The sequence below is a fragment of the Gilliamella sp. B14384G10 genome, assembly GCF_016101685.1.
GTDB lineage: Bacteria > Pseudomonadota > Gammaproteobacteria > Enterobacterales > Orbaceae > Gilliamella > Gilliamella apis_A.
In genome coordinates, this window is sequence record NZ_JACFQA010000002.1 from 540,538 (window position 1) to 554,808 (window position 14,271).

General features: G+C 33.0%; 12 protein-coding genes. 7 read left to right on the forward strand and 5 right to left on the reverse strand.

Translation table 11 applies throughout. The features are described 5' to 3' along the window. The 5 genes from H3T54_RS06790 to H3T54_RS06810 all read left to right on the forward strand — a co-directional run bounded on the left by H3T54_RS06790 (position 1) and on the right by H3T54_RS06810 (position 5,467). Entirely contained in the window at positions 1-1,392 is a 1,392-nt protein-coding gene (locus tag H3T54_RS06790) for a glycoside hydrolase family 1 protein (protein ID WP_198221639.1), read from the forward strand. A gap of 80 nt (positions 1,393-1,472) precedes the next feature. Then, positions 1,473-2,291 (forward strand): histidine phosphatase family protein, encoded by an 819-nt coding sequence (locus H3T54_RS06795; RefSeq protein ID WP_198221641.1) that lies wholly within the window; start codon positions 1,473-1,475, stop codon positions 2,289-2,291. A 176-nt stretch (positions 2,292-2,467) separates the two neighbouring features. Then, on the forward strand, positions 2,468-3,793 hold the full coding sequence (locus tag H3T54_RS06800; RefSeq protein WP_198221643.1) for an OprD family outer membrane porin: 1,326 nt from the start codon (positions 2,468-2,470) through the stop codon (positions 3,791-3,793). Positions 3,794-3,805: 12 nt separating this feature from the next. After that, on the forward strand, positions 3,806-4,570 hold the full coding sequence (locus tag H3T54_RS06805; protein ID WP_198221645.1) for a histidine phosphatase family protein: 765 nt from the start codon (positions 3,806-3,808) through the stop codon (positions 4,568-4,570). A gap of 357 nt (positions 4,571-4,927) precedes the next feature. Beyond that, complete coding sequence (locus tag H3T54_RS06810) at positions 4,928-5,467, forward strand: methylated-DNA--[protein]-cysteine S-methyltransferase (protein WP_110448141.1); 540 nt, start codon at positions 4,928-4,930, stop codon at positions 5,465-5,467. A gap of 103 nt (positions 5,468-5,570) precedes the next feature. Here the strand turns inward: H3T54_RS06810 and H3T54_RS06815 are convergent, their stop codons facing one another. Both H3T54_RS06815 and H3T54_RS06820 read right to left on the reverse strand, forming a co-directional pair. Beyond that, positions 5,571-6,137: a hypothetical protein gene (locus H3T54_RS06815; RefSeq protein WP_110448142.1), complete on the reverse strand. Its 567-nt coding sequence runs from the start codon at positions 6,135-6,137 to the stop codon at positions 5,571-5,573. A 122-nt stretch (positions 6,138-6,259) separates the two neighbouring features. Further along, positions 6,260-7,384: a hypothetical protein gene (locus H3T54_RS06820; protein WP_198221647.1), complete on the reverse strand. Its 1,125-nt coding sequence runs from the start codon at positions 7,382-7,384 to the stop codon at positions 6,260-6,262. Positions 7,385-7,436: 52 nt separating this feature from the next. Here H3T54_RS06820 and H3T54_RS06825 point away from each other — a divergent pair, with 52 nt between their 5' ends. Further along, complete coding sequence (locus H3T54_RS06825; RefSeq protein WP_181414682.1) at positions 7,437-7,607, forward strand: hypothetical protein; 171 nt, start codon at positions 7,437-7,439, stop codon at positions 7,605-7,607. 49 nt (positions 7,608-7,656) lie between these two features. Further along, positions 7,657-7,869, forward strand: a complete 213-nt coding sequence (locus H3T54_RS06830) for a hypothetical protein (RefSeq protein ID WP_198221649.1) — start codon at positions 7,657-7,659, stop codon at positions 7,867-7,869. A gap of 897 nt (positions 7,870-8,766) precedes the next feature. Here H3T54_RS06830 and H3T54_RS06835 read toward each other — a convergent pair. From H3T54_RS06835 to H3T54_RS06845, 3 genes are all read right to left on the reverse strand, one after another. Further along, positions 8,767-10,581: a hypothetical protein gene (locus tag H3T54_RS06835; RefSeq protein WP_198221651.1), complete on the reverse strand. Its 1,815-nt coding sequence runs from the start codon at positions 10,579-10,581 to the stop codon at positions 8,767-8,769. A gap of 433 nt (positions 10,582-11,014) precedes the next feature. Then, positions 11,015-12,562, reverse strand: a complete 1,548-nt coding sequence (locus tag H3T54_RS06840) for a hypothetical protein (protein WP_198221654.1) — start codon at positions 12,560-12,562, stop codon at positions 11,015-11,017. Between the two features lie 754 nt (positions 12,563-13,316). Next, complete coding sequence (locus tag H3T54_RS06845; RefSeq protein ID WP_110448148.1) at positions 13,317-14,225, reverse strand: lysine exporter LysO family protein; 909 nt, start codon at positions 14,223-14,225, stop codon at positions 13,317-13,319. Positions 14,226-14,271: the final 46 nt, after the last annotated feature.

Below are 14,271 nucleotides of genomic sequence, written 5' to 3' on the forward strand. Positions count from 1 at the left end.
ATGGCTAATACTTTTCCTAATGATTTTTTATGGGGCGGCGCAATTGCCGCTAACCAAGTCGAAGGTGCTTATAATAAAGATGGTAAAGGTCTTTCAACATCAGACTGTACTCCTAATGGTCTATTTGGCGATATAGTTGATCGTAATAATGTTGAAATTAACAGTATCAAAGATAGGGCTATCGACTTTTATCATCGCTATCCAGAAGATGTAGCCCTGTTTGCGGAAATGGGATTTACTTGTTTAAGAACATCTATCGCATGGACACGTATTTTTCCTAATGGCGATGAAGAACAACCAAATGAAAAAGGTTTAGCATTTTACGATAAACTGTTTGATGAAATGTTAAAACACAACATTACGCCTTTAGTCACCTTATCACACTACGAAATGCCCTATTACCTCGTTACTCAATATGGTGGTTGGGGAAACCGTAAAGTGATTGAGTTTTTTACTCGCTATGCCAAAACTGTATTTGAACGCTATAAAGATAAAGTGAAATATTGGTTAACATTTAATGAAATTAATATGTCACTACATGAACCATTCACCGGTGTCGGTTTAGCTAGAAATAGCAGTAAAGCAGAAATCTATCAAGCTATTCACCACCAATTAGTAGCCAGTGGACGGGCTGTTAAACTTTGTCATCAAATTATACCTAATGCAAAAATTGGTAATATGTTACTTGGCGCTATCGCTTACCCTCTTAGTCCAAAACCAGAAGATGTTTGGGCAACGCATTTAGAAAATCATGGTTGGTTGTTCTTTGGTGATGTGCAAGCACGTGGCTATTACCCAACGTATATGAATCGTTATTTTAAAGAAAACAATATTGAATTAACGATTACCGATCAAGACCGTGAAGATTTAAAAGAAACTATCGATTTTATCTCGTTTAGTTATTACATGAGTTGTTGTGGAACAGCTGACGACTCGCTTCGTCAAAAAGGTAACATTCTTGATATGGTACCTAATCCACATCTCAAAGCGTCTGAATGGGGCTGGCAGATCGACCCAATCGGTATCCGTTACTTATTAAACTTGCTTTATGAGCGTTTCCAAAAACCACTATTTATTGTTGAAAATGGCTTAGGCGCTAAAGACAAACTCGAAGCTGATGGCACCATTAATGACGACTATCGTATTAATTATATGAACGATCATTTAGTGCAAATTCGTGAAGCGATTAATGATGGTGTTGAAGTGATGGGATATACCAGTTGGGGACCAATTGACCTAATTAGTGCATCTAAAGCAGAAGTGACCAAACGATATGGTTTTATCTATGTGGATTTAAATCAAGACGGTTCTGGTACCCTACAACGTTATAAGAAGAAAAGCTTTTATTGGTATCAATCAGTCATTTCATCGAAAGGTGCTAATTTAAAATAATGATGATTCCAGTAGGTCTTCATTTGCCCTACCGGTAATTTCACGCATCATAATAATGACTATGCCATATGAGGCTAAAGATGAAAAATAAAAAAATTAAAGCAGTATTCGTTACTAGTGCGCTGTTATTAACAACGCTTGCTACTGGTTGTAGCAATCAAGCAAATAATGCAACAAACAATAATAGTGATGATGCCATAAATATTTATTTTGCTCGACACGGTAAAACTTTATTTAATACCTATGATCTTGTACAAGGTTGGGCTGATTCACCATTGACTGACAAAGGTATTGAAGTTGCACGTTATTTAGGTGAAGGTTTTAAAGAGCAACACATTCAATTTGATGCTTATTACACCAGTGATGCTGGACGTCAACGTGAAACAATGCAAGTTTTGTTACAACAAAAAGGTGTTAAAGATTACCAGATCCAAGAATTAAAAGGTTTACGAGAAGTCTTTTATGGCGGATTTGAAGGTGGAAGCAATGCTAAAATGGTATCTGCATCCATGAAATCTCTTGGTTTTAAATCTGTTGATAGCTTTTATAAAAGTTATGTGCAAGGACAAATTCCCGTGGCAACTCTAACTGATGCCATCGCTAAGAGTGACCCTAAACAGCAAGCGGAGAACTTTGACCAGGTTAAAGAGCGAACCCAAAATGCTCTGCATAGCATTGTAAAAACAGCACAAGATAAACATCAAAAAAATATTTTGGCTATTTCATCTGGTATGTCAATGCAAGCTATGATTTCTGATTTAACCGATAACCCAAATAAAAACAAACCATTGTCAAATGCTACCGTGGTTAAAATTGTGTATCAAAATGGTAAATATAGTGTAGTTGAAATTGGCAATATGAAGTATGTCAATCAAGGTAAATTATCACTAAATAAATAAACGACTGGAGGCAAACAATTAACGATAATCCGAATAAAATTAGATAATTAGCAATTAAATTAGCAAAATAGGATTGTTACTGCTTAGGCAGGCAAAACCTAAATATCAGCTCAACCGATAGGTTTGTGGGCGATATTTAGGTTTTTTTTTTGGAAAAATAAAGATAGGATATAACAATGAAAATAAAGTACCTTTCGCTAGCGCTACTTAATATTATGTGTTTTTCAGCAGTTGCGGCTGAATCAAATTCGCTGAATACTAATAACAGTTTTTTCAAAGATAGCAAATTTGAATTTTCCACACGTAATCATTGGAAGTATTTAAAAGAAAATGCATCGCAACCCAAAGAAGTTCATAGTGCGTGGGGACAAGCATTAACATTTAACTATAAATCAGGTTATTGGTTAGATATCTTGGGATTCGATGTTACTTATGACAATGTCATCAAACTTGGAGCCAGTGATTACTTTGCTACTCGTAACTTACTTTATAACGATGGCAAAAAAGCGGATAAACACAATGCTCATGGTTTTAACAAATTTACGCAACGTTATGCTAAAGTCAAACTTGGTAATAAAGATATTAATTTTAATGGTAAAGCAGGTTGGCATAGTTTAAAAGACATGGGGGTAATTAGTTCATCGCAACATTTAACCCGTAACAGTTATCTCGGGTATAGTGGAACACTTAAATACTCTAATTTAGCGTTATCGCTAGCTTATATAGATAGTACTTTACCTCGTGAATCGGCTAAAAAAGTGCATTTTTATAGTTTAGATAGAAAACACGTAATTGATAATATCAAAACTGCTGAAATCGCCTATAAAGATGAAGTAATTAAACTTGATTACTCTTATGGTGTTGCCAAAGATTATATCAATCGTCATGCAATTGAGTTTTCATATAAACCAATAGAAAAACTGACCTTTGGTTCACAAATCTATGGCAGTACTGCACTTAAAAATCATGACAAAATGAAAGCCAATGTGCGTGATTTTGATGATTCAGCGTGGCATTATGCAGCCGATGTTGAATGGAAAGAAGCAGACTGGAGTGCCAAATTCGGTATCGCTTATACCGATGCCAATCGAAAAGGCGCTATCGGTTATTATGGTCGTCACATAGGTAAAAATAACCGTGGCCGTTATAATGGTATGGCAGCTGCAGGTGCGGACTATATGCGTGATGGCGAAGTTGTATTATCCAGCGTATTAGGTTATGACTTCTTTAAAGATAATACCACTGGTTTATATCTAAACTATGGTGAATTTAACTATAAACATGAAACCCTAAAAAATGGTGAAATTAACGTGTTTAATATCTGGAAACCAACCAGTGGAACATTTAAAAATCTATCTATTTTGTCAAAATTTGGTTATGGTTGGTCTTATAAAACCATGAGTAGCAAAGACATTACCCCTAAATTGAGAGACGGCCATGCACAACGTTCACCAACATTATCAGCTGAAACCGTTATTGATTATCGATTTAACTTGTTATAAAAGGACGAAACTATGAAAAAACTTATTAAACTTATTGGTTTAACCGCTATTCTTACAGCGTCAATCGCGCAATCATTTGCTGCCGATGTAAATATCTATTTTACTCGTCATGGTAAAACTATGTTTAATAACGTGCATCGTGCACAAGGATGGTCAGACACGCCTCTTACTAAACCAGGCATTGAAGTTGCCGAGCAACTTGGCCGAGGTTTAAAAGATGTTGATTTTATTTCGGTATATTCAAGTGACTCTGGTCGTGCTAGACAAACAGCAAGAATCGTACTTGAATCTAAAGGTGAAACTAAATTAAACATTAATGAAATGGAAAGCCTGCGTGAAACTTGCTTTGGTGATTTTGAAGGTGATCTTGATCCAAACATGTGGAACCCAGCTGCACAACATCTAGGTTATGAGTCTGACAAAGCCCTAATGGCTGATTTAGCTAAAGGTAAAGTTACCCTTAAAAAAATGATGGATGCGATTAAAGCTGTTGAGAAATCAGGTCAAGCTGAAGACTACAATGCCGTTAAAACTCGTATGCAAGCCTCATTAAAGGCTATTGCTAAATCTGCTCAAGAACAAGGTGGTGGTAATGTATTGGTGGTCTCTCACGGTATGGCTATTATGGCAATGGTTGAAGAGATGTTAGATAAACCTATCACGAGTGGACTTGGTAACGCTAGCGTAACTAAAATCCGTTATACCGATGATGGTAAATTTATCGTTGAATCCTTAGGTGATATGAGCTATGTAGAAAAAGGCAAAGCTAGCAAATAATCTTTATAAAAAGACTCACTTACGTGAGTCTTTTTTTATTATTGTTGAATCATATTCTATTCACTCGACTATGCTTAATCACTTTCTTTTCGGTATTAATACATAAAAATAATAAGCTAGTTTACTCGAATTCATCATTTACAACCACTTTATAATATATTATTAATCAATATATTACTAAAAATAGTTTTAATAAATTTTTTATTTTAAATTATTCATTGCAGATAATATAAAAAAAGAAAAAATTTTTATAACTACTGAATTGAACAATCTAGAATAAACAACTATTTTTACTACTTAAATTACATTAACTGGTTATAATAAAATATCGCTTAATCGGTAATATCAGGATTTTTCATGTTTTATATTTGTCATTATTCGTCACCAATGGGATTGATAACTTTAGCTAGCCAGCACAATAAATTAGTTGGCGCCTGGATTGAAGGGCAAAAATATTTTGGTCAAATTGTTAATGCGACCAAACAAGAAAAATCTAATTTGACAATATTTAATCAAACTAAAAAATGGTTAGATGACTATTTTCTTGAAAAAAAACCATCTATAAAGCAATTATCACTTGCTCCTCAAGGTAGCGCATTTAGGTATATGGTATGGGATATATTAGCCCAAATTCCTTACGGCGAAGTCATTACCTATGGTTATATCGCAAAACAAGTGGCATTGAAATGTAATAAGCCGCATATGTCCAGTCAAGCCGTTGGAGGAGCGGTTGGTCACAATCCTTTATCAATTATTATTCCTTGCCATCGGGTTATTGGAGCCAATGGTAACTTAACTGGTTATGCTGGTGGAATTGACAAAAAAATTTGGCTTTTGCAACATGAACAAGTTGATATACAAAATTTTTTCATCCCTAAAAAAGGCACAGCGATTTAACAAAAGTTTACTTGTTAACTTTTTATTGCATTAAAAAAGCGTTTTTCGTAATTTTTTTAGTGATTTTAATGTTCACTTTTTGAGCAAAAAATTACGCCAATCGCTAAGCGCGACTGGATGCAATTTTTTGGGACAGTTTTTCGATAAAGCTTAAGTCAATTGATAACGGATATTTCCCTTTTTTCCAATCTTTTAAATAATTATATTCTCTTTCGCTTAGCATTAGATGCCAAGCATCCTGTGAATGCTTGCCGGCTAATGCTAATCGGGCTTTATCCTTTCTATTTGAGAGGTGGCTTGAATTAGGTTCTGTAATATTAGGGAGCGCTGACATCATTCTTAATTGCTCTATTGCAGTAAATTGCAATTTCTGCCATTCAATAACTTGTGTTAAATTAATCTGCCAATTTCCTCTTAATTGATAACCATAAGATTGAACAATAAGTTGGTCTGAGAAAAGTCCAATTAACTTTGGTATTGATATTCCAGCTTTTAATACTTTTTTATTATTCAATTTTTTATATTGTTGACAATAAACTTTCAAATCTAAATTTAATTTCGTAGCGGCTAAATAGAGTGATACTCCATAAACTTGTGCAAACATCCGTTCTCGAAAAAAATAGATACAATCAGACTGCTGACTTAATTTAAGTTTTTCTTCTATATTCATTAAATATAATTCATTTTAAATTAAAAATCCTAACCGTATCAATTTTGAAATTAACACAATTAGGTTTACAAAAAAGTACTTTATGTTTGTATATTTTTGTTCAATAACTTACTTACCAATCATTATGGTGTTATACAAGCAGTTAAATACATATGTTCAAAATCAGCTCGAGTGCCAACAATACCCTGTCGAGAATCTACTACATATAATGTTTTAGCATCACCTCTAAAGATATTACTTGACCAATAAATCGAAGTACCAAAATAAGGATCATTATAATCATCCCAATCACTACTCTTATAGTAAAAATTAGTAGTATTACCCCATTCAGCAAATAGACCTCCCATCCATGTACCACGATCATTCTTATAACTAATCATTCTTCGATATTCTGGGCCAACACCAGGTATACCATAAGTCCAACCTATATAAATATTATTCTCATTGTATTCACGATTAGAATTAGTTAATTCCAATACATTAGGTATCCGATATCCACCATTTAAGCTGTTACATTTATTTTTTGAGTTAGCATAACTGCCAGAAGGCCCTATAAAGGCAATATACCATCGCTGTAACGTAAAGGTATAAAAAACATTTGTCTTACTATAATCCGCATAAAGTCTAAATGTAGAAGGTTGAAATTGACCGCCATTAGTTGAGGCTGATGGGCCTTTTAAAGTTACTCGCAAAAAGCCTTGATGGTCACTTAAAGCTAAACTTACACCACTACCTGATATTTGAGAAACACTTTCGCCATTAATTTTAATTAGTTCTTTTGCTGATAAACCAGCTATTTTTAAATCAAAAAATAAATTATTTGATCCAGTAGTAGGAAAATTCTTATAAACATTATCAGGATCATAAAAGATAAAACCTTTGCCCTTTTTCCACTCACCATTTATATCATTTTCATATTCTACATTAGGTTTTGCATAACAAAATTTGGCGGTAGACATGACTTTTGGATAAATATAGTAGCTATGTTGAATAGCAGAAAATGATCTTGTTTTAGGAATCCCATAAGTAGTAGAAATAGTGCCTTGTGTTGCTGATACTGTTAATTTATATGGTGCCAAGCAACCATCTAGTAATGTATCAACTTGATTCTTCACTAAATTAGTTATATCGTTTCCCTCATCATCCTGCCATGTCACTTTTAAATTTCCGGTCACTGTCGGTGATTTATCGCTACCATCACCATCCATATCCCACCAATAATTTGAACCAACAATAATATCACTCAAAGGTTTTGTAGGATAATTTATATTGTCAACCGGAAAAGGAACAAAAGTTTGAATGTCGGCAAACTTTGTATTATTAGTATTAAGCCTAATAGGTTGTGTCGCACTTGATGTATCAGTTAATGGGCTTATTTTTTCACCATTGGGTAAAGCAATTGATAATAAGGGTGAAAGATCCGATTGTGTTTTGTATTCATCAAAAGTTATATATGGTGCGCTACCATGAATAACATTGACAGTTGACGCAGATAATGCACTTACATTGTGAGTTATAATTGAGAAAACAAAAAAAACTAAAAAGGGCTTTTTTTTATCAAAAAAACGTTTTTGATTTAATAAATTATGGCTGGCTGGCTGGCTGGCTGGCTGGCTGGCTGGCTGGCTGGCTGGCTGGCTGGCTGGCTGGCTGGCTGGCTGGCTGGCTGGCCTCTAAACAACTGTATTTTAACATTTTTTCAATCCTTTGTCACGACATCCGGCTATTTTAATTGAATAAAAATATAATTTATTGTTGGTAAAAAGTATAATTAAATTGAGTGATTTTGGCAATTCCTGCCTGTTTAAAAATTGTAAAGATAAGTAAGTAAAATCAGGTCACTACTGTTATCAGTTGATCTTGATATCTTTCGGTCGTTCACAAAGATCATGATTATTTAATCATCATCCCAACAATCTTAAAATTCAATAAAATCATGGTAACAAGCCCCCCCGTTATGCAAATATTTTTATTAAAATAGATTAATAACTCAATCTTCAATCTTCAATCTTCAATCTTTAATAATGGTGTTTTGAGATTTTTGATAAAGGCTAAATCAACTTCAACAAGATAGCTAATTGATTAACAACTACTTAAATAATTAATTTGTTGACCTACTAAAATAAAATTAAAACTAAAACACTGCATATTTTGTTTTAATATTGTATATTTTTTAGTCGATAGCTCCGACGCCTGCCTTTCGCGCGTCTTCAAACGCGCTCGGCTGGCTTTTGCCGTTACTTTCGCTACGCTCTCTTCACGGCAACGTCGCTGATAACCCCCTAAATAGATCCTTATGATAATCGCACTCTAACTCTGCACAAAATGACGTTAATAGCCCATTTGGCTGGCGCTTAATCAACTTATTGTAATAGGAATCCACAATTTGCTATCCAATCATTAACATACTTTGGTTGTAAAAATCTTACTTTTAATTTATGGCCTATAATGCAGTTACAATAAAGCTACCCTCATTGTAAACGTGTAAAAATACAATTTATTTATTATTACAATATTTCCTTATATTGAGATTGTAAGACTAATATTTTACTAATAGCTATTTAAAATCTCACATATAAATCCCAATACATTGGATAATATTTTAATTTAATTGTTAAACTTCTTATTATTAAGGTGAAACACAAGCTAAATAAGAAAATGTAGGGTCTGTGTTGCCAACACCACCTGAATACATACTAACCGACGGAATTCGTATATATTTACCATCATTTTTCGATATTGGTTCTGCAATCCCATAAACTTGATGTACCCAATCACTATCAGGATAATTACGAGTATCCGAAAAAACATTGTTGTTATATAAAGAACCCCATTCATTCATTATTCCTCTAACCCATTCACCATCTTTACGGTAACTTAACTGACGATGAGTATAATTGTCTGTTGGAGGTATACCATGCCATTTTTCTTTAAAAACATCATAGGTCAAATCATACATTCCCGTTAACCGATAACCTTTACCTAATCGACGACACGCTTCTTCAGCTTTCGATTGAGAGGCCGATAAATCTCCTTTTATAAGAATATCGTTATAGACAATATCGGTAGGAATATACCAACGCATCAATTTAAATTCATAAAGTATTTTACTTTTTCTACTATCGGCATATAACCTAAATGTAGAAGGACTAAAACTCTTATCATTAGACGTTGCCCGAGGACCATTTAAGGTTATCTTTAATCCTTTTTGTGGTACACCATATAAGGGGAATTGATAAGGGTACATTATTGCATTATTAAATAGAAAAGTGCTATCATTCTCCCATTGAGTTATTCCCGTACTTAAGCTTAATCTGACATTGCCTCCTTCTACAGCACTTATGCTACTGCCATTGGCCGCGATCACCGCTTCTGGACTTATTCCTGCCAATAACAAATAAAAATATAATCCATTAGATCCTGTACTTGGAAAATTATTTTTATAAACCGAACTTTCACCATCATAATTACCACTATTACGTGCGCTATTAATCTTAAATCCTTTACTTGGATAACCTCTATAATTCCAATCAATAAGGGCCGAATCCCAGCCAGGTCCATCATATAACATACCCACTCCAGAAGAGCCATCATCATATAATGGGCTAGGTTGAGCATAACAGACATGAGGTTCAACTTTAGGATTTATATAATAACTATGGCTACTGCCCATAAAACTACTTTTATTTGGCTCTCCATATACGGTATTTAATTCAACATTACTTGTTGTTAAGGTTAGTTTATAAGGACTATCACATTCAATAAATTTACTATAGGCATTGTTTTTAACGGTGTCGGTCACATCAATACCATTAATATTTTCCCATTTAACGCCTATATCACCACTCGCTGTTGCGATAACTTCACCGGTTACATCATCATAACCATCGCCATCATCATCACCAAAATAGTTATACGGTGCTTTCAGTAAATCAATAATATTCACTCTAGGATAACTACTATTACCTGCTGCCGGTAACGGAACGATAGTTTGGATACTCGCATAAGTATCGTCTTGACTCGGTAACTCGATTGGAGTTACTAGACTGGATTCATCATTTGAAGCATTGATGACTGTTCCATCGGATAAAGTTATACCCAACAAACTTTCGGTACTATCTGCTTTAGTTATGCCTCCGTCATAAGTAAGATAAGGAGCACTACCATTAATTACATTAACCGTACTGGTATTTAATGCATATGTCGAATTAATTGAAAGGGTTAATAAACTATTTATAACCAATACATTTATTAGCATCGGTTTTAAACAAAAAAATGGTTTTATCAAATTGGTTCCAAAAGACAAGAATTTAACAGTAAATAAAACTTTAAAAGAAAAAAATGAATGTTGATGCTGAGGCAAATATATTGCTAACATTTCAGTTATTAATCGGTTAAATAATCCTAATTTATGGTTAGTTACTGAACAACTACTTGGTAACATATATCAATCCTTTGTAAAAGCATTATATTTTATTGTGAATAAATCAATTTTATAAGAAAAGTATAAATAATATCATTAACTATATCAAACTTTGTAATGTTAAATTTTGTCAAATAATGCAAAGTAAAGTTGAACTAAAACGCTTTGATTTTATGTTACAAATTTGTAACAAAATTTTTAGCTGACTTTAATAAATACTAAAATATTGTTAATTTTAGTTACTGTCGCGCAAAAATTTTTATCATAGTTAATTAATAAGTTAATATTAAACTATAAAAAATACTTTTTTAGGCTGTTAATACAGCACAAATCGATGCTAATTCTGAAAATTAACTATTTAGTAGCTAATCAGATAATTAATTGGCTGATAAAAATGTTCAAATGGAAATTTGAGCCAAATACAGTTAACAAACCTTATTTGGCAATTACTCGCTTAATTTTTTGGTGACAACCTTGTAGCACAAATCATACGTAATTTTTCGCCTACAAAACCGCCTTGTATAACGCCCGCTTGAATAACCCCACCACCAGAAGTCATCACTCGATCAGTAATTTTCCAACTACCAACATATTGTCCCCATTCAGAATATAGTCGACCTAATTCTCTAAATGTTTGTGATGACGTTGGTCGATTTGAATAAAAATTACTAAATAGTGCAATCGATGGCAAGTCATAACCTTCATAATTACAATAACGAGGTCGTATAGGAGTTTGAGTTTGGTTGGTTGCAAAACGATTTGTATTAATAAACCAAGTATTTATTATAAATTTATACAGAACTGTTTTACGTTCTTTATCGGCATAAAGTACAAACCTTGAAACTCCAAATTTCTTATCTACTTTATCCGAACCAATTATCGCTACACCTTTTGTTGACCTTCCTCCATTAATTATTTTAGGGCCATTTAGTCTTATCCCTACTTCATTAATTGAATCTCTCCACAAAGATAAATTTACACCTTCGCCTGATTCGGGATATATAATACTACCATTAATAGCTATCACTTCTTCTGGGCTGATCTTATCAAGCACTAATGTATAATTAAGTCCATCACCTCCAGTAGTTGGAAAATTATTCCATTTATTACGATTTACAGGATATTCCCATGAATCAGAACGTGTCTTTATGGCTCGCCCATTAGCTTCAGGGGAAAAATAATAAGTATGACTTGCCCCTTGAAAATTGCTTATATCACTTGATTGTGGAAGTCCATATCGCGTTGATAAACGTCCACTTGTAGAGGAAATGGTAACTTTATAAGGCGAACCGGTAATTGATAAAAATGCATCTTGATTATTTTTAACCCAATTAGTGATGTCATTATTATTAGCATCTCGCCACGTAACATTTAAGGTACCTGATGAACTAATTCCACTATCTCCATCAATATCATTAAAATAATTATTGCTTGCGATAACGCTACTTAAACTAATACTAGGATAATTATTAAACGGTATAATTGTTTGGATATCCTTTACTTTCGCAACTGACTCAGGTAACTTTATTGGATTGTTGTAACTTGAACTATCTTGATATGGCTGATAAACCGCACCGTTTGATAATCTAAGCCAAAGCAGTGGCTCTGTAGTAGAGGCTCGATTTATTCCATCAAAAGAGAGATATGGGCCATTTCCATGAATTGCATTGGCCGTACTCGCATTTAATGCATATGCCGAATTAATTGAAAGGATTAATAAACTAGGTATAGCTAATATGGTTAAAAATGTTGGTTTTAAACGCAAAAAATTAAGGGTTAAATGTAAGTTAAGTGAATAAATTTTAGCGGTAATGATTTCTTTAACGGAAGTAAAGAATCGTTGACTTGCAATTGGATGATTTATGTAGGCTCGACTTATTAATCCCTTTAATAACCCTAATTTATGACTGACTGACTGACTGACTGACTGACTGACTGACTGACTGACTGACTGACTGACTGACTGACTGACTGACTGACTGACTGACTGACCACTAAACAACTGTATTTTAACATTTTTTCAATCCTTTGTCACGATATCCGATTATTTTATTTCAATAAAAATCTAATTTTTTGACTTTTAAAGTATAATTAAATCGAGTAATTTCCGCAATTGCTACTTGTTTAAAAATTGTAAAGATTAGTAAGGAAAATCAGGTCATTATTGTTATCAATTGATCTTGATACCTTTCGGTCGTTCATAAAGATCATGATTATTAAATGATGATCTTATAAAATCTTAAAATTCAATAAAATCGTGGTAACAAGCAGCCCCGTTATGCAAACATTTTCATTAAAATGGATTAATAATTCAATGTGCAATCTTTAATAATGTCGTTTTTAGACTTTTAGTAAAGGCTAAATAAACTTCAACAGGTTCGCTATCCAGTTACTAAATACTTGAATAATTGATTTGTTGATGATTTAAGGTAAGATTAAAACACTGCATATCTTGTTCTAACATTGTATGTTTTTTTGTTGTGAAAATCTTACTTTTAATTCAGGACCTATTTTGTCAACATATGTAAAGTAAAATTAACAATTGTTGGTTTATTGATGAAAGTCTGAGTAAAAGTTTTTGCTAATTTATAAAAAAATATATATGGCAAGTTTTAACCACTGATTCGCATAGATTTTTTATTATAACTAATCAATTACTGTTATAAATTTACATAATCATATAGTTACAATGGTAGTCTACAATAAACTATTTATTATTATTTATTAACTTAGTCAGTTAAATTTAGGTAGAAAATTTAAAATAAGCCAGAATTAAATAGAGTCATAAATATTGGCATTATTAACGTTAATAAAAAACCTTGAACGATTGCTGGTGGTACAATACTAACCCCTGCTCCTTTTTGTAGCATAGGTAAGGTAAAATCCATTGAGGTTGCACCACATAAACCTAGTGCTGTAAGTTTATATCGTTTGATTAAGGTAGGAATTAAGATAATGGCACATAATTCTCGTAGAATGTCATTTAAGAAAGTAGCACTACCAATGATTGGACCATGAGCTTCTGTCATTAATATTCCCGATAACGAATACCAACCAAATCCTGATGACATTGCCAACCCTACTCTCACTGGTTGTGCCAATATGAAGGCGGCAATAATACCACCTAAAAAGGTACTTAGAATGACAATAATGGTAGTAGCAATACCCACTTTATTCAATAAAATCTGTTTTAACGAAATATTATTACTACGCAACTGAATACCAATAAGTAACAACAAAAATACTAAAACCACTTTGGTAATATCTTCACTATATTGCCAAATAAACAGTGGAAAAAGTCCTGCAACAAATCCTGCTATCAATGCAATACAGACCCGCAGAGATTCCAAGATCATTTTAAATCGTGATTGATAAGTTGCATTACTATGTGAAGTACGCCATGGTAAAAAAAGATCAACAATAGCTAAAAAAATAAAATTACCGCCAAAAGTACAGATAAAAATAATACCAGTATAAAATAAGATAATTTTTAAATTAGCTGCGAGATTATCTAAATGAGCTAGTTCGGTTCCCATTATAAATAATATAAAATAGACCATCCAACTTAAGATCTGATTAATCTTGGTTATCCACTTTTGCTCTTTGAATTTAATCAAATAACCTAAACATAACGGTACTAAAGCAATAAGAATACCAAAATACATATTTCATTCCTTAATTATCATTTTTATATTAAAAGTATCAGATAGA

Coding starts and splice junctions, on each gene's coding strand:
- H3T54_RS06810 (WP_110448141.1), top strand. CDS start 4,928: ATGTTTTATATTTGTCATTATTCGTCACCAATGGGATTGATAACTTTA.
- H3T54_RS06790 (WP_198221639.1), top strand. CDS start 1: ATGGCTAATACTTTTCCTAATGATTTTTTATGGGGCGGCGCAATTGCC.
- H3T54_RS06800 (WP_198221643.1), top strand. CDS start 2,468: ATGAAAATAAAGTACCTTTCGCTAGCGCTACTTAATATTATGTGTTTT.
- H3T54_RS06835 (WP_198221651.1), bottom strand. CDS start 10,581: ATGTTACCAAGTAGTTGTTCAGTAACTAACCATAAATTAGGATTATTT.
- H3T54_RS06825 (WP_181414682.1), top strand. CDS start 7,437: ATGTCGGCAAACTTTGTATTATTAGTATTAAGCCTAATAGGTTGTGTC.
- H3T54_RS06815 (WP_110448142.1), bottom strand. CDS start 6,137: ATGAATATAGAAGAAAAACTTAAATTAAGTCAGCAGTCTGATTGTATC.
- H3T54_RS06805 (WP_198221645.1), top strand. CDS start 3,806: ATGAAAAAACTTATTAAACTTATTGGTTTAACCGCTATTCTTACAGCG.
- H3T54_RS06845 (WP_110448148.1), bottom strand. CDS start 14,225: ATGTATTTTGGTATTCTTATTGCTTTAGTACCGTTATGTTTAGGTTAT.
- H3T54_RS06795 (WP_198221641.1), top strand. CDS start 1,473: ATGAAAAATAAAAAAATTAAAGCAGTATTCGTTACTAGTGCGCTGTTA.